Source organism: Peribacillus sp. B65 (assembly GCF_058513295.1).
Genome location: NZ_CP195840.1, coordinates 824120 through 841196 on the forward strand (window position 1 = coordinate 824120; position 17077 = coordinate 841196).

Annotated in this window: 15 protein-coding genes; 2 read left to right on the forward strand and 13 right to left on the reverse strand. The window is 41.9% G+C overall.

Annotated elements, in window-relative coordinates:
* Nucleotides 1–290 precede the first annotated feature (290 nt).
* Complete coding sequence (locus ACSR9O_RS04175) at nt 291–1964, reverse strand: alpha-keto acid decarboxylase family protein (RefSeq protein ID WP_491723974.1); 1674 nt, start codon at nt 1962–1964, stop codon at nt 291–293.
* Nucleotides 1965–2211: 247 nt separating this feature from the next.
* On the opposite strand from ACSR9O_RS04175, the gene ACSR9O_RS04180 reads away from it, so the two are divergent.
* The gene (locus ACSR9O_RS04180) at nt 2212–3612 is read left to right on the forward strand and encodes a sigma-54 interaction domain-containing protein (protein ID WP_491723975.1); all 1401 of its coding nucleotides are present in this window, start codon (nt 2212–2214) and stop codon (nt 3610–3612) included.
* 87 nt (nt 3613–3699) lie between these two features.
* On the opposite strand, the gene cobT is transcribed toward ACSR9O_RS04180, so the two are convergent.
* The 4 genes from cobT to ACSR9O_RS04200 form a co-directional block, all read right to left on the reverse strand.
* Entirely contained in the window at nt 3700–4746 is a 1047-nt protein-coding gene (cobT, locus tag ACSR9O_RS04185) for a nicotinate-nucleotide--dimethylbenzimidazole phosphoribosyltransferase (protein ID WP_402940870.1), read from the reverse strand.
* Between the two features lie 131 nt (nt 4747–4877).
* Entirely contained in the window at nt 4878–5423 is a 546-nt protein-coding gene (lepB, locus tag ACSR9O_RS04190) for a signal peptidase I (protein WP_101224340.1), read from the reverse strand.
* Between the two features lie 251 nt (nt 5424–5674).
* On the reverse strand, nt 5675–6382 hold the full coding sequence (locus ACSR9O_RS04195) for a nitroreductase family protein (RefSeq protein WP_230177184.1): 708 nt from the start codon (nt 6380–6382) through the stop codon (nt 5675–5677).
* Between the two features lie 114 nt (nt 6383–6496).
* Nucleotides 6497–6913, reverse strand: coding sequence for an RrF2 family transcriptional regulator (locus tag ACSR9O_RS04200; protein WP_101224342.1), 417 nt, complete (start codon nt 6911–6913; stop codon nt 6497–6499).
* Between the two features lie 275 nt (nt 6914–7188).
* On the opposite strand from ACSR9O_RS04200, the gene ACSR9O_RS04205 reads away from it, so the two are divergent.
* Nucleotides 7189–8142: a bile acid:sodium symporter family protein gene (locus tag ACSR9O_RS04205; RefSeq protein WP_230177183.1), complete on the forward strand. Its 954-nt coding sequence runs from the start codon at nt 7189–7191 to the stop codon at nt 8140–8142.
* A 51-nt stretch (nt 8143–8193) separates the two neighbouring features.
* Here the strand turns inward: ACSR9O_RS04205 and ACSR9O_RS04210 are convergent, their stop codons facing one another.
* From ACSR9O_RS04210 to ACSR9O_RS04245, 8 genes are all read right to left on the reverse strand, one after another.
* Entirely contained in the window at nt 8194–8460 is a 267-nt protein-coding gene (locus ACSR9O_RS04210) for a hypothetical protein (RefSeq protein WP_230177182.1), read from the reverse strand.
* Between the two features lie 138 nt (nt 8461–8598).
* The gene (locus ACSR9O_RS04215; protein WP_402901781.1) at nt 8599–9909 is read right to left on the reverse strand and encodes an amidohydrolase family protein; all 1311 of its coding nucleotides are present in this window, start codon (nt 9907–9909) and stop codon (nt 8599–8601) included.
* A 186-nt stretch (nt 9910–10095) separates the two neighbouring features.
* Nucleotides 10096–11073, reverse strand: coding sequence for a zinc-dependent alcohol dehydrogenase family protein (locus tag ACSR9O_RS04220; RefSeq protein WP_101224345.1), 978 nt, complete (start codon nt 11071–11073; stop codon nt 10096–10098).
* Nucleotides 11074–11243: 170 nt separating this feature from the next.
* A complete protein-coding gene (locus ACSR9O_RS04225; protein ID WP_230177179.1) occupies nt 11244–12035 on the reverse strand; it encodes an ABC transporter ATP-binding protein in 792 nt (263 codons plus the stop codon).
* 15 nt (nt 12036–12050) lie between these two features.
* Nucleotides 12051–13064, reverse strand: a complete 1014-nt coding sequence (locus ACSR9O_RS04230) for a FecCD family ABC transporter permease (protein WP_491723976.1) — start codon at nt 13062–13064, stop codon at nt 12051–12053.
* Nucleotides 13061–14065, reverse strand: coding sequence for a FecCD family ABC transporter permease (locus ACSR9O_RS04235; RefSeq protein ID WP_434168695.1), 1005 nt, complete (start codon nt 14063–14065; stop codon nt 13061–13063). The genes ACSR9O_RS04230 and ACSR9O_RS04235 overlap by 4 nt, the downstream gene beginning before the upstream one ends.
* Nucleotides 14066–14150: 85 nt before the next feature.
* Complete coding sequence (locus ACSR9O_RS04240) at nt 14151–15119, reverse strand: ABC transporter substrate-binding protein (protein WP_101224349.1); 969 nt, start codon at nt 15117–15119, stop codon at nt 14151–14153.
* Nucleotides 15120–15656: 537 nt separating this feature from the next.
* On the reverse strand, nt 15657–16880 hold the full coding sequence (locus ACSR9O_RS04245) for an MFS transporter (protein WP_101224458.1): 1224 nt from the start codon (nt 16878–16880) through the stop codon (nt 15657–15659).
* Between the last annotated feature and the right edge of the window lie 197 nt (nt 16881–17077).

A 17077-nucleotide genomic window follows, 5' to 3' on the forward strand; every position in this document is an offset into this window, starting at 1 on the left:
CTTTCACCTCATTATTCGGACTCCGAAACCCATTTTGTCTCCACCACTCGATGAAGAGCAAGTTCGCCTACAGTTTCTACCAAAAAAACGTTCCAGCTTCATTTCAGAAATCCGCTCCCTTTCCGCCGGCTGTCTGCCAAGCTACCTCAAAGCAAGCGCCTGTGGTGTCTCGGCCAGCAGTTATTCGGCAGGAGTGTCGCATAATTCTTCTATCTAGTGAGGTTCATAAACAAAACATAAAGTATATATTCTAGTGTTTTAATCAGGAGTGAGGGAATTTCGTACATGAATTACTTTAGTTTCTCTTGCTCTTCAAGGTACTGCCTTATTTTTTTCAAATAATCCGGTGCATCCATTTGATCTTTCACGACCAGCTCTATAAGGCAAAGTTTATCGGCGTTCATGTCCTGAGCATTTGTAATGGCATCATCCAGTTCACCATTCGTCTCGACTCTTGCTGTAAATGCCTCTTGACCAAACGCTTCAGACAGTTTTGTATAATCCCACTCTGGTATTTCGTTGTATTTCTGTTTTTCTATATCGACTTTTACGTTTAAGAATTTTTCAATCGTATAGCCGTTATTGTTGAGGATGAACACGATGGGCTTGCAGCCGTTCTCCAGCATCGAGCTTATTTCCTGTACTGTCAGCTGAATCGAGCCGTCCCCGGTAAACAAAAGAACACGCCGGTTTCTATCCGCTATACAAGCTCCGAAAGCTGCGGGCGTCGCATAACCGATGCTTTGCCAGCCTCCCTGAGCAATATAGGTCGCCCCTTTCGGCAATCTGACCTGTGACATGCCATAAGAGAATGTTCCTGTTTCCGTGACCACAATGTCATTTTCCTTCAACATTTTCTGAATTCGAGGATAATAGGAAGCCGCTTTCAGTGGTGCTGACGGGTCTTCCACCATTGTGTCATACGGAAACGAGATGTTTACGACAGATTCGTTCTGCCGGTAGCCAATGTCCTGGAGCGCACTTAGAATTTCCTCCGCCATGACATTCATATAACTGGCTTCCCCCACTTTTAAAGTGTCAGGTTGAATTTCCACCATTTTCAACGGGTCAAGCTTTGCTGTACCTTTGGAAGTATTGACGTCTGACCAAACAGCACCAACGGCTATGATGAAATCCGCTTCTTCAACAGTCCGAGTTACATCCTTACTTCCGAAAGCTCCGCCGTATACACCAATATACTGGGGATGGCTCTCATCAAACCCGCTTTTTCCCTGCATTAACGAAGCTACTGGAACATTTAATCTCTCAGCGAGCTGAAGTACTGGTTTCTGCAAGTTATAGCGAAGTGTTTTTACGTCGACAAGCAGAACCGCTTTATTTACATGTTCTAACATACCCTTTATATGCTTTACTGCTGACTGCAACGCATTGACATTCGGTTTGGCCGCATTCTCATAAGCCTCACTGTGGGAAATCAACGGTTTTTCAACGAGATCGATAGCCACTACCAAATAAACCGGCTTTTTCTTTTCTTTCGCGATTCGGATTGCAGCCGGTATCTCCCTAGCCGCGTTTTCCGGTGTAAGGATCGCCGTATAACCGGTGATATGCTCATAAACCTTACGGAAAACATCAAAATCTCCGTCCATTAACGTATGATGGGCAAGCTCCTTCTCCTGTTGCATCATGGACTTTGGCGAGCCGACAATATGTATGAGCGGCACATTTTCACTGTATGCACCAGCGATTGCATTACATGCGCTCATTTCACCGACACCAAAGGTGGTGATCAGTGCCGACATGCCCTTCACCCGGGCATATGCGTCCGCTGCATATCCAGCATTGAGTTCATTTCGTCCATTAATAAACTCAATCCCATCGTAATCTTCCAAAGTATCTAGCAATGAGAAATTATAGTCTCCAGGCACACCAAAAATCTCTGTAATGCCTTCTGCTTTTAAGCAGTCGTATAAAAATTGTCCCAAGGTTCTGTTCAAAGCCAATTCAATCACTCCTTCAAATCGATTACTCTATACTTTATTTATACCCAAACATATGTAGGTTAACCGTAAGTAAGGCAGTTCGCTACTCTATTACTCTAGTTTTAGCTTTGATGTATGAAGTGAGTGATTATCGCAGGCATGCTTTCATAAACGATTCAATTCCAAATCAAAATATCTGAAAATTCTTGATTCACCTCTGATTTTGATTTATATTTGAATCACTGGAAAGTGGATAAGGGGGAAAATGATGAGTGATAACAATGTTAAAAGAGTTTTGGAATGCATCATCAACACTTCCAATAACAATATTACCGTGACCGATGAAAAAGGATTCATTTTATTCACGAATCCTAACCATTGGTGGATATATGGAATCGAACCAGAACATTATCTTGGGAAATCCGTTTACCAGCTCGAAACGGAAGGAATCCTTTCACCGTCGATTTCCGCCATGGTATTGAAAGAGAAAACACCTGTCCAGATCATGCAGCAAACGAAGACGGGAAAAATCGTCATGTCGACTGCCTACCCCATCTTTGATGAGGATGGTGAATTGATTCGTGTCGTCAGCTATGCCCAAGATCAAACTGAAATAAGGAACCTCCAGGATCAGTACGGTCAATTGGAGAAAAAGATTCAAGAATACCAATCGGAGGTCGAGGAACTTAGGGAACAGGAGGAGCTGATCTATCGCAGTAAGGAAATGCGGCAAATCGCCAAAACGATACACCGTGTTTCCAAAACGGATGCGACAGTCATGCTTCTTGGGGAATCCGGTGTGGGAAAAAGCGTATTTGCCCGGCGGCTGCACAATCAGAGTTACCGCAGCAAAGAGCCATTCATCGAAGTCAACTGCAGTACCATCCCGGAAAGTCTCTTTGAATCCGAAATGTTTGGATATGAAGCGGGATCTTTCACCGGTGCGCAGAAGCAGGGGAAGCAGGGGCTGGTGGAGCAAGCAGATAACGGAACCTTATTTCTGGATGAAATCGGGGAGCTTCCCCTGGATATGCAAGTGAAATTATTAAATGTCCTGCAAGAGAAGACCTTTAAAAGAGTGGGCGGGAAAAAAGAGTATAGGATAGATTTTCGGCTTGTGACTGCAACCAATCAAAACCTTGAAGAAATGGTGGAAAAGGGAACATTCAGGCTAGATTTGTATTACCGCTTAAATGTGATTCCGATCCAAATACCTCCATTACGCGAAAGAAAAGAAGACATTGCCATCTTAATCAATCATAATCTCGAAATTATCAACAAGAAATACAAGACAGATAAGAAGTTGCACCCTTCCACTTATGAAATACTGATTCAGCATAAATGGTCAGGAAACGTTCGTGAATTGGAAAACCTGATTGAACGGCTCATTTTGACCTCGGAAGACTCCATCATTTTCCCAGGCTTTCTCCCCTCCCATTTCCATGGACAAGAATCTTTGGAGAAAATAGATGATACCCTAATGATCGACACTATGATGGTTGATGATAGTGATCTCAATACCGCCCTCGAACAAGTCGAAAAATGGATGATGATGAAAGCGAGTAAACAATGCAAGTCCACATATGAAATGGCTAAATTCTTAGGTATCAGCCAGCCTTCCGTCGTCAGGAAAATGAAGAAATATAAAGAACACCTGCCCATTAAGTAACAGCGGGATGAGTGTATATTTCAATGCAGTATCCACCTTTTTAACCTGTATAAATAGGAGACCAGCGTATCGAAGGTCTCCTGTTTCTTATTTATTTGACACGCCTGCAGATTCAAATGTTGCCATTTCTTTAATGACCAATGTCGCTGCCTTAAGGATGGGGTATGACAGGGCAGCCCCTGTTCCTTCCCCGATTCTCATTCCCAGGTCGAGGATCGGCTCCTTGCCAAGCAGTTCTATGGCCGTTCTATGACCAGGTTCTGCAGATCGATGTCCAACAAACATATAATCGACTGCACGTCCGGAAATCAGGTTTGCCAATACAGCAGCCGTGGTTGTAATGAAACCATCAACAAGAATCGGTATACGGTTATTCGCTGCAGCAAGCATGGCCCCTGCCATACCTGCAATTTCGAATCCACCGATATTCATCAAAATGTTGATTGGATCATCAGGATTGGGATTTCTTAATGAAATCGCTTCCTCAATTATTCTTCGCTTATGTAAAATGCCTTCTGAATTCAATCCTGTTCCCTGCCCCACTAGTGATTCGACGCTTTTCCCGCTTACGATGGAGATGATGGCGGTACTGGATGTCGTATTTCCGATTCCCATTTCACCAAGAATCAGGCAGTTCACACCATGGGCAATCATTTTCTCTGCACGCTCATATCCAATTTCAAGCGCTTGAATTACTTCTTCCTTTGTCATCGCCTCTTCCTTATAAAAGTTTCTAGTTCCATTGCGGACTTTTCTCGAAGTTAACCCTGGTGCCTCGATATCTGCATCGATCCCTATATCGACAATATCCAAGTAAGCGTCTATCGCCCGGCTTAATACATTGATTGCGGCACCGTCATTCAGGAAGTTGAGAGCCATTTGTTCCGTCACTTCTTTTGGATAAGCCGAAACCCCTTCTTCCGTAATTCCATGGTCGGCCGCAAACACGATAACCCCCGGTTTCGAAATGTCCGGAAATGCCTCTCCTGTCATCTTGGCCAGTTCGATTATCCATTCTTCAAGCCGGCCTAAGCTTCCCTTAGGAACCGTCAGCGAATCGACATGTCCTTTAACCTGCCGTCCCATTTCTTCATCCAGCATCGGGATGGAGATGGCAGCTAACCCATTCGTCATATTAATACCCCCACAATCCAAAATGAAAAACCTTAACCACAGGAAAAGGTTCTTATCCATCATCTGCTATAAATACAACTTAGTCCACATAATTATCCTCTAAGCTTTCACTTGTACTTACTGTGTTCAATTCACTTCGGCACTCCCATTTCATTAAGTGGGTAAATACGAAATTTCACTTTGCCCACAAGTGATTCTTCAGAAATAAAACCAAATCTTCTTCCATCCCAACTGTTCCTCCGATTATCCCCCATGACAAATAAATGACCCGCAGGTACCTTGGATTTCCCAAGTAAATCACTCAGGCTGAAATTCTCCGTCAGATTTTCTTCAGGCGGAATTTCCCCTTTTTTTGTTTTCAAATATGGTTCCGTATACTTTTTCCCATTGATATATAAGACATCATCTTTCATTTCGACACTGTCACCTGGTAAACCGATCACCCTTTTTATATAATTCTCTTCAGCGTCCGGAGCATAAAATACAACCATATCGAAGCGCTCCGGCTTTCCGATTTTAGCTACCACGATCCGGTCATCATTCTCATAAGTCGGCTCCATTGATTCACCTTTTACTGTGACTGGCGTAAATAAAAACTGTTGGCAAATGAACACGATCATTAAAGCGAATAAAATGGCTTTCAACCACGAAAACACTTCACTTTTCATATTCTTCATAAGGACTTCCTCCCATCCATTGTGAACGGCTAAACCAATTATTGGCTTTCAGCGCAATTCTTTAGCTCTGTTTATCCCCTTAAATATCCTTTTGCGGTCGGGGACTTTCGAGGTGACTTCCCAAAGAAATATATGGAAAAATTGTAACATATCCATTTATCGCTTGCGAGATTAAATCATTTTCAATGCCAATCTCAAACCATGAAAAAAAGGATAGCAAATTTCAGCTATCCTCTTAATACGTTCTTTCCTCAGTATTTATTCCAAGTCAATATAGTATCGAGTGGCAAACGAACTTTTTCAAACCCTGCTTTAGTTCCTTTTCCAATGGAAATTAACATGACAGGCTTGAAGTTTTCCGGTACATTGAATGCATCGACAAATTTGGCTTCATCAAAGCCTCCCATTGGTACTGTATCGTATCCTTTTGCTTTTGCAGCCAACATGATCTGCATGGAAACCAAGCCACCGTCAATCATGGCTACACTTAAAGCCTTTTCAGCAGAAAAGTTTCCGTAATTATGCAGAATAGAGGCTACATATGGCTCTTTGATTTCATTCTTCATGATCCCTTTATTGACTAATTCACCATAAATCCGCTCTGCATTTTTGTAACCTTCAATATCAGCTAAAACGGCAATGACAGCAGATGCGTCGACGATTTGTTGTTGGTTATTTGCGATGGGAAGCAATTCTTGCTGGGTTTGCTTATCTTGAATCACAAGGAATCTCCATGGCTGCAAGTTGGAAGAAGATGGTGCTTGAATCGCAATATCCAGAATTTCACGAATTTCTTCTTCAGTCATCACGTATTCAGGATCGTACTGGCGAACAGATCTCCGTTCATTTGCTACCGTAATGAAATCCGTATCATTAAGGACTTTGGGCTTTTCAACCGGTATATTCAATTCTTTCGATTTATTTAGGTACTCTTCTTTACTCATTATATTTTTTGTCATTTATAATGACCTCCATTAAACTGTATTTAATACAGGAACAGTATATAATGCATACTGTTCTTTTGTCAAATACAGTTTAATAAAAACGAAACCTTGTCAGTTTCGTTTTTCACATTAAGATTTTGATAGTAAGTCAGCAATCGTCTTTTGTTCCAAGCCGTGTATAATCCAGCTCTCCATCTCGTTTTTCAAACCGCATAACGCTTCTCTAGAAGATGGATGAAAGCATTTTTTATCATTCACATCAAGAAAGCCTTTTGAGAAAGGTTCCGATTTAATTGCAGAGTATATGTCTGCAAGAATGATTTGTTCGGGATTTTTGGCAAGTGAATATCCCCCATCCCTGCCCTCCTTCGCTTGAATCAGCCCGGCCTTCACTAAATTACTTAATATTTTTCTAAGAAAACCTGACTCCGAATCAAGCTTATCGGCCAATTTATTACTATTACATAATCCATCATGATCAGCAAGAACAAGCAGGGCTTGTACGGCAAGACTAAACCACATAATACTGGAAACCTTTTCTGACATTTCTTTCACCTCTCTCCTCTACTTTAAACTATTTTTCAATGAATATACAACGATGCATCGAACAATCCTGCCTAAAACCTCTTTTTAATGAACCCTCCCTCGTCGGGGAAAGCTTGAAGCCCTTTTGGAACGATGCGAGTTCCAGGGCAGTGATAGTAATCTTTTTTAAAAACCCAAAAAAGATATAGACAAATTTCTTGTCTTACAAATTATATTTTTAGGAATATGGTAAACTTACTTAATAGAATTTACTTTACTCAGGAAGTGGATGAATCATGCTGAAAACAATAAATGAACAAATGGATAAAATTATGCCCCTTATCACGCCGATAAGCGTGGTTATTGGGGTATTATTGGCCGAACACCTAATGGATTACACCTTTCTTGTCCCATGGATATTTGCCTTCATTACCTTTTCCGGAAGTTTAGGCTCCAACTTTGAATCTCTTAAACAGGCAGTCACCCACCCTTTACCTGTTTTCATCGTATTGCTCATCCTTCATTTGCTTATGCCTGTTTGGGCTTTTGGACTCGGCCATTTAGTGTTCCATGGTGATGCTTTCACGATAACCGGCCTAGTCCTGGCTGTAGTGATTCCAACCGGTGTCACCAGTATGATCTGGGTATCCATTTATAATGGGAATGCCGTACTTGCCCTAACGATCATCTTGATCGACACCCTACTCTCGCCATTCATCGTTCCATACAGTGTATCCCTTTTTGGAGGCGGTTCGATCGAAATGGATTTAGGTTCGATGGTGAAAGGATTAATCGGTATGGTCGTTCTTCCCTCCATGCTTGCCATGTTCTTGAATCAAGCTACAAAAGGGAAGATACAATATACACTATCCCCCCGCTTAGCTCCATTTTCCAAGATAAGCGTTGGAATCGTAGTCATATTGAACAGTTCAAAAATCGCGCCTTACTTAACCCATTTCGATAAGAAATTAATGATCATGGCCTTCTTGGTTTTGTTCATAGCTGCTTCTGGGTATGCCATTTCTTGGATGGTCGGGGCATATTTAAGATGGGATAAGGCGGATATCATCACTTTGACATTTACAGGTGGCATGCGAAACATCAGTGCGGGAGCCGTTCTTGCAACCGCCTATTTCCCTGCTGCCGTCGCGGTACCCGTTGTACTTGGGATGCTGTTTCAACAAATGCTTGCCTCCTTTTTTGGCTATGTCATGGAAAGGCATTTCCATCGTGATGTGAATGAAGGGTGAGCCGTCGAAACAACATGATTGGAAGATAGTGTATAATCATTACATAAATCTTCATACGGTGGTGAAATTCATGATCCATGCTGTCAAAGATTTTTTATCCAGCTGCTTGCTGATTACCAGTTGGTTAATATTTGCGGTCAGCAGCATTTTTTTCGTCTTTTCGTTTTTTACCGTTTTTGCCATACCTATTTTCTTATTAATATTTTTTATCGGCTTCCTTTGTTTCCATATTTCCAAGAAACTGGACTCACGACGGGTTTCTAAGTGTTGAGATCTATTTATTCTACAATACTGGCGGTAAATTTTTTTGAATGCCATTTGACACGAATTATCCCCTACAAATTTATTCCGACGTGCAACCAGATTAATTGACCTACAACCAATTTTCGTCGCTTAACTTAATCCATAAAAAAGGAGCTGCAAATGGCAGCTCCATTTTTTATTCTCACATCTGCATTATCGTGATAAGGTACCTTGCAGACGATTTGTTTCGGCGATTACTTTTTCTTCATCGATCGTTAAGCAGCGGCCATCTTTCACGACGTTTTTGCCGTCAATGTATACATCACATACATCATTTCCGCGTGCTGCATAAAGCAGGTGCGAATAGGCTTCACTCAATGGCTGAAGATGTTCTTTGTCATATGGGTAAATGGTGATGAAATCTGCTTTTTTACCAGCTTCCAGTGATCCTGTATGACCCATGCCTACTGCTTCGGCACCCATTCTTGTGGCCATGGCGAGTGCCGTTTGGGCAGGGAATTTTGTGGCATCCTTATACATTCCTTTTTGCAGTAATGCAGCCGTCCTCATTTCTTCGAACATATCAAAGTTGTTATTGGAGGCAACGCCATCTGTTGCCACTCCCACTTTAATGCCTGCATCAAGAAGGCTGACGACATCTGCTATTCCAGATCCGAGCTTCAGGTTACTGATTGGATTATGGGCAACGCGAACATCATGCTGTTTTAGGATTGCCCGCTCTTCATCATTGAGAACCACTCCATGTGCCATCACGGTAGGCTGATCGAACAGCCCTAGACGGCGAAGGTGCTCGACAGGACGGGATCCGTAACGTTTTTCGATGTCGAGGATTTCAAAGTCCGTTTCCGATACGTGAATGTGCACCATCAAATCATTCTCTTTTGCAATCCGTGCACTTTCCATAATCGCTTCAGGTGTGCAGGCATATGGGCTATGTGGTGCGACCATTGTAGTCAGGCGGCCATCGGCAAACGTTTTATAGTTTTTTGAAAACTGCTCAGCTCCCATGAGGTTCGCCTTTTGATCTTTTTCCGTACCCAAGCTGAAGATCGTGTAGGAAAAGGCTCCCCGCATTCCTGTTTCGCCTATCGTCTCCATGACAGCACCCGCATCTATTCCATTAGGATTAAACATATCCGAAAATGTCGTGGTTCCTGATTTCATCATTTCCATGATGCCAAGCTGTGAACTTACAGAGGCGATTTCCGTTGTAAACTGGCTTTCGATCGGCCATATTTTCGTTTCAAGCCATGGCTTCAGCAGCATATCGTCCCCGATACCGCGTAAAAGGGTCATTACAATATGCGAATGGGCATTCACAAGGCCTGGCATAATCCATTTCCCGCCAAGGTTGACCACTTGATCTGCATCTGCCAATTGTTGTTCATCATGCTGGCCGATGTAGGATATGGTATGATCTTGTACAATCATCATGCCGTTTTCAAAGATTTGATTTTCCTTGTCCATAGTAAAAAATGTAGCATTCACATATATTGTTTTCATAAGTATTTCCTCCAAAGTCGTCACATGTATTAACATGTTCTATTCCGCATTCTAAACTAGCACCTTACATGTAATCAAGTAATTCCATATTATCAAGGGACATTTCCATTTACCTTAGGAACCTATTGGAAGTGCTCCAAGATGAATGCTTCTTCAATTACCACATAGTGGATGACTATTGCAAAATCAATTGCTTAAAAATATCTTCCCTCTATTGCCTGTGACAATCATGGCTTCTTTCACATCTTGAAGACCATAGTAGGAATCCGGCATCATGAATTTCAACCTTTTATCAGCGATGAACCCCATCAAAAGATTAAACGTTTCATGCCAGGTTTGAACGGAAGCCTGCTGATTCCAATGCCGAAGATGAAACATTTTAACATTCACTTTTGTCCTTTCGGAAATTTTTGCCCAATTCACAGACTGTCCCGATAAAAGGCCAATCGTTAATAAGGTGCCATTTGGCCGAACGCAAAAAGCGAGTTCTGAGCCATCGATGCCGCCCACTGAATCTATGGCCGCTATCGATCCGCGCCCATCCGTCATTTCCATCACTGTATCATGCAATGATGATCGTGACGTATCGATCACATATGAAGCACCAAGTTTAAGCAGTTCTTCCGTATACTTATTGTTTCTCGTTACAGCAATCAGCTTAAATCCAAGAATTCTGGATAACTGGGCAAAGATGCGGCCAATGGAAGATCCGCAGGCATTTACTAGTAAAACATCATCCGGTTTCAATGTTAATACTTCTGTACAGATTAGCCATGCGGTTATCGGGTTTATATATAATTGCGCTGCTATATGGTCCTCAAGTGAATCTGGAATGACGATGGCCAGCTCCGCAGATGTTTTAACATAATCCTGCCAGGTCCCTTCACCGCGCAAAGGCAGAACACGCTTGCCTATCAGTTCTTTCGAAACCGAAGCACCCACCTCTTCGACAATGCCGACCCCTTCATAACCAGGTATGGAAGGCAAGGGAATTCGGTGAGAATATGCACCGCGAATGGGCAGCAAGTCAGACGGGTTAACGGGACGTGTGGTCATCCGAACGAGGACTTCCCCGTTTAAAGGTTTTTGAATAAGTTTATTTTCAACTTTTAAAACCTTTTCCGGATTCCCAAACTCATAGAATTTAACACATTTGGCTTCCAAGATACTAAGTCTCCTTTAATATATATGTCTATCTATTCTATCATTTATACTCTTGATCTAAAATATCTTAACTATCCCTCTCAACATCGTAAATAAGCAAAAAAGCCAACAATGAATATGTTGACTTCTGTAATTCGTTATTCCATCCGGCACGATCGTCGTTAGTTTTTCTAATACTCTTTAGATAAACCAATGGGAATGCATAGGGGCGTTTGATCTACTGGATTTTCAATAATACAGCATTCCAGTCTAAAGACGTCCTTGATCATCTCTTTTGTGAATACCGTTTCAGGAGGTCCCTCTTTATAGATTTTTCCCTTCTTGATGCTAATCAGGTGATCGGCATACTGTGCCGCTTGATTCAAATCATGCAGAACCATGACAATCGTGCGTCCATAAGTTACGTTTAAATCGCGCAGTAATTCCAATATTTCAATTTGGTGCGCTAAGTCGAGATAGGTTGTCGGTTCATCTAACAGTAAAAGGTCGGTTTCTTGTACTAAAGCCATCGAAATCCATGCTCTTTGCCTTTGTCCTCCAGATAATGCATCCAATGTCCGATCAGCAAACTCCGTCATTTTTGTTGCTGATAATGCACGGTCGACAATCCTATGATCTTCCGGGGTTTGTCTAGAAAATAAGCCCTTGTGCGGATGCCTGCCATAATAGCATAGTTCTTTAACGGTTATATCTTCCGGAGCTTCCGGAGCTTGGGGTAAGATGGCCAATTTCTTCGCCACTTCCTTGGAAGACTGCTGATGAATTGCTTTTCCATCTAAATAGATCGTGCCTTGCTGAGGCATCAATAATCTAGCTAGAGACCTCAGAATGGTTGATTTGCCACAGCCATTGGAGCCAATGATTATACTGATCTTGCCTTCAGGAATTTCTAAATCGATATTTTCAATAATTTGAGTTGATCCATAAGAGAGAGAAAGATGCTCTGCTGATAATGTTGTCATGATCGCCAGCCTTCCTTATGTTATTTTTCGTTCACGGCGTAATAGATATAAAAAATATGGTACACCAATCACCGCAGTGATGATTCCGGCGGGTATTTCTATTGGAGGGAATAATCCTCTTCCAAGACTATCGGCAACGAGGAGAAAGATAGAACCGAAAAGAGCTGAAGCAGGAAGTAATACCTTGAATTTTGACCCTACCATCCTCCGTGCAATATGGGGGGCAATTAAACCAATGAACCCGATCGAACCAACCGCTGCTACACAGACTCCGATTAATATGACAGAAACACTTAACAATATATAACGCAGTGATTTTGATCTTTCACCGAGACCTGTAGCTATATCGTCTCCAAGACTCAGTACATCCATTTTAGACGTCAATGCAATCAATACAGGTACAAGCACAAGACATGGAAGCAAAATGAATACTTGATCCCATCCTCTTCCCCATAGGCTGCCAGTCAACCACAGCAGTGTCGTGTTAACATCATCCGGGAACTTGACCATGAAATACTCTATGCCAGCTTGACATATGGCCCCTAGAGCAATTCCGACCAAAGCTAGAGTATTTGGCTGAGCTCCTTTTTTATAAACAAATATCATCAAAATGGCCGCCATGACCGCCGCTCCGATAAAAGCTGAAAGAGGCAGTATGATAATGGGCGATTCCGGAAATAAAACAATTACTATCACAGCTGCCAATCCGGCCCCTTTTGTTACCCCAATCACATCTGGAGAAGCCAACGGATTTCGAAGGACTCCTTGCAGAATGGCTCCAGCCGATGCCAATCCAGCCCCCACTATCACGGCAATTAAAATACGCGGTATGCGATAGTTGTGCAAAATGAATGTCTGACTTTGCATGCCATTTCCAAGGAAATTTTGGAGAATTTCTAAAGGTGAAATATAAATGGCCCCTAAGCCCAGGCTCACCATTGCTAAAATCAGCACGGTAACCGTCAGCAACAGGATAATAGAATACGGGGGCAAAGTTGATTTCAACCCAAATGTCCGTTTTAGTTTCATTGCTTAATATTCCTCCCTTTCTTAGCTAAATAAAGGAAGAATGGCGCACCGATCATAGCGGTTACGATGCCTACCGGCGACTCAAAAGGATAAGCGATGAAACGTGCGAGAATATCTGCGTAAACTAAGAGTAAAGCGCCGAATAATGCAGAAAAAGGGATGATCCTTCGATAATCCCCGCCCACCAGTCTCCTGACGATATGAGGAATGATCAATCCCACAAATCCCACTGGGCCTGCGACGGCAACCGAAGATCCTGCCAAAATGATCACCAATATTCCTGCTAAAATACGGATTCGATGCACCCGCTGCCCAAGTCCCTGCGCCATATTTTCTCCTAAGACAAGGATCGAAACAGATCGAGAGAACATGGCAGCAACAAGCAGCCCGAAAAGAGACCAAGGAAGGATCATGTTCACGTGAGCCCATGTTTTTCCATTAATAGACCCGACTAACCAATAGAGCACATCTTTCGCTTGTTCATTAAAGATGATCATGCCTTGCGTTAAAGAAGATAAAAAAAAGTGAACAGCCATTCCAGCCAATGCCAGCTTCACTTGGGTCATTCCTCCCCCCGAAGCAAAAGAATAGACTGCCATCCCTCCCACTGCTGCACCAATGAATGCAACGCAAACTAGAGACACGGAAGAAAGGTTAGGAAAGAAAACAAAAGCTGACACAATAAAAAATGAGGCACCGGCATTAACACCAAACACTTGTGGAGAAGCTAATGAATTCCGGGTAATAGCCTGCATGAGAGCACCCGCTACCGCTAAATTAGCACCGACCAACGCTCCAACTAAAGCTCGTGGCAATCGAAGAGTCCTTATAATAGTCTGTTCCTTGGACGAGTCGGCCTCAAAAAAGGACTTCAAAACCATTGATGCATCAATATCGGACGCTCCCACAGAAATACTCGTCAGGATACCTAAAATTAACAAAACGATCCCAGCTATAGCCGTACATAACACTTTCAGTTTACTTCTACCTACAGTTTCCATTTTCTATACAACACACTTCCTGACAAAATTTAAACCTAATGGAAAGCGAAGTAAGAATGGGATCTCTTACTTCGCTTTTGTTCGTCTATTCTTCTCCAAGCATTTTTAAAGTGTCTTTAGCAATGGCCTCTGCGGATACAACACCGCGGTATCTCGTCCATAAATCTCGATCAACACTATACACTTGTCCGTTTTTTACAGCCTTCAAGTCTTTCCAAAGAGGATTGTCTTTCCACTCATCAGTAAGTAACTTACCCTCATTGTTCGCTAAAAGCAGCACATCCGGATCAATCTCGACAAGCTGCTCCAGATTCATTTCTGCATGTGGCAGTTCCTGCTGAATGGCATTTTTCAATCCCATGCGCTCAAGCAATTCTCCATCATACGAAGATGAAGTATGGGCTTGGAATGAGGTATCACGTACAACTGCTGGTAAAACCGTCATATTTGAATCAACAGTAAGCTTTGATTTAAGTTCCTTAATCGTTTTTTCATGCTCGCTCAATCTTTTTTCTGCAGCATCTTCCTGGTTTACTGCCTTAGCAATCGTTTTAAAAGAATCCAGATTTTCTTGATATGTAGATTCCCGACTTTTTAAGACAACGGTAGGAGCAATCTGCTGTAAATCTTTATAAATCCCTTTATGTCGCTCAGCATCTGCAATGATTAAATCCGGCTGTAAAGAACTGATAACCTCTAAATTAGGCTGCTCACGTGTTCCTACGGAAGTATAATCCATTTCTTGACCAACAAGTTTTGTAATCATATCTTTTTTGTTGTCATCTGAAATCCCGATAGGTTTTATCCCTAGGGCATTTAAAGAATCAACGAAAGATAACTCAAGCGTAACTATTTTTTTAGGAGTGTTTTTAATTTCCGTTTCTCCCATTTCATGCTTAATCGTCCTTACTTCTTGATTCTTTGTTGCGGCAGATGTCTTCTCTGCCTCCGTTGTTTTTTGAGAATTATTACATCCTGTTAACACCATCATAATCGTAAATAACAGGATGAATGCTCCTCCCCCAAATGTTCTTACTTTTCTAGATTCTCTCATTTTTTGCACCCTTTCCGTCATCTATAACTACTTAACTTCTTATCCGACGAATACATTCATAATTGAAAATGATTATCATTATCCTGTTGTTATGATAAAGTCATAGATTGATGCGGTCAATATTAATGAAATTTTGTGAATAAAAATCATTATGGCCATTAAGACAATCTGCATGCATTTTATTGATAACGTGAAGTAAATTGGACCCTATGATAGTCTTAGATTATCAAGATTTACCAGCGTAGATTTCCACTGCAGGCACTCGCTTTCCGCGGGCGGTCCGCGAGCCTCCTCGGCATGCGCCTGCGGGGTCTCCCCTTGACGCGCATTTCCCGCAGGAGTCTCGCACACTCGCTCCCATCAACTTTGTTTTGAAATATTAGGTAATACCTTTTTTGTCTAAAAACTCAAATATTAACTAATATTGGTTTGACGCTCAGCCTTAAATGACAGATAGTTGTTTTATTTAATATAGGATCCGACTCAAACTAAAAAAGAGCAAACCCGTTAAGGTCTGCTCTTGCCTGTTTCAATGAATCATTTTCTATTTATCAGCATCTCTTCAAGAGGAAATTCTTCATTAGAAGCTTCTTTTTTTGAGCGTTTTATGGAGGTTTTGATAAGAATGGTTGAAGCTATTGATAATGCCCCCATGATCAGGTAACCTGTGGATCTTGAAAACACTTCAATCAAGATGCCAATTAGGACGGGTCCCAAAAACATTCCAGCCGAATATAAACTTTGGAACAAGCCCATTCTCGTAGATTGTTTAATCTCCGGGATATTTTCAACAGCCCAGGAAGTGACGACCGTAAAGATCAGCCCGTAACCAAAACCTTGGAATGCCTGCAATAGAAAAAGCATCGTTAAATTTTCAGCATAAGGAATCAATATGATGATGACCCCTTGTAATACAGCTCCCAAAATCGCCGTATTCATTAAACCGATTTTTTTATAAAAAAGGGCTCCGCATAATCCTGCGGCTAAGCCATATATGATCAGGTGTGTGTTTGCCAGCATGCCAATCAATAGCGGATTTGCTCCAAGGTCGGTAGCAACTAAAGGTGTGAACGTATCCCTTGTTCCAATGGTGACCATCAAAGCAATCGTTGCCAAAACGGAAATGACCCAGATTTTTTTATCGGTGATTTGCTCAACAAGTATTTTCTTATCGTATTTTACTTTTACCCCTTTAATGCTGAGGTCTTTTGTGAAAAATGTTAAAACAAACGCAAGTATGGCGGCGGCCACCGCTACTAAAAAGCTATACCGATACCCATAACTATTGGCCACTAATGCACCGATGGTTGTCCCTAGTATGGAGCCAACCGGCGATGCAACACCCAATATCGCCACTGCTTTTGCAGCTTCCTTCACACCAAAATAAGAGGCGAACATAACATTGTAAATAACCCAGGTGGAACCAGTTAAACCATCCGAAATTTTCCCAAGGTACAATGTGGTAGCATTTGGTATGAAAAAGGCTAGCGTCCACATTACAATGGTTATCAGCAACCCCATTTGGATAAACAATCTTCGTTTATGCAGCATATCCGAAAATACACCTATCGGAAGTCGTGTCAATAAGGCCACAATCCCTGAAATTCCGATTATACTGCCTATAATAACTGAATCGAACCCAAGATCCTTAGCATAAGAGGAGATAAATGGATCAAATGCGGTAATGGTGACAAAGAACAACAAGCTAATGATAAAGAATAAGATGGTTTCTTTCCGATTATTAATTTTAGTTTTGTCCATATATTCCACCCTTTCATTCCCCTCCCTTTCGTCCCACTGGACAGAAAGCGATGCTATTAGTATTTACACATATTCTCATATATTTTTCAGGGTTAGGATCTAATCTGCAGATACTGCCCATCCACCTGAAACTATTTCAGGCAGAATGGTAGTATCCATTTCTTCAAGGGGCTGCACCAGAAGCATGCTCCTTAATT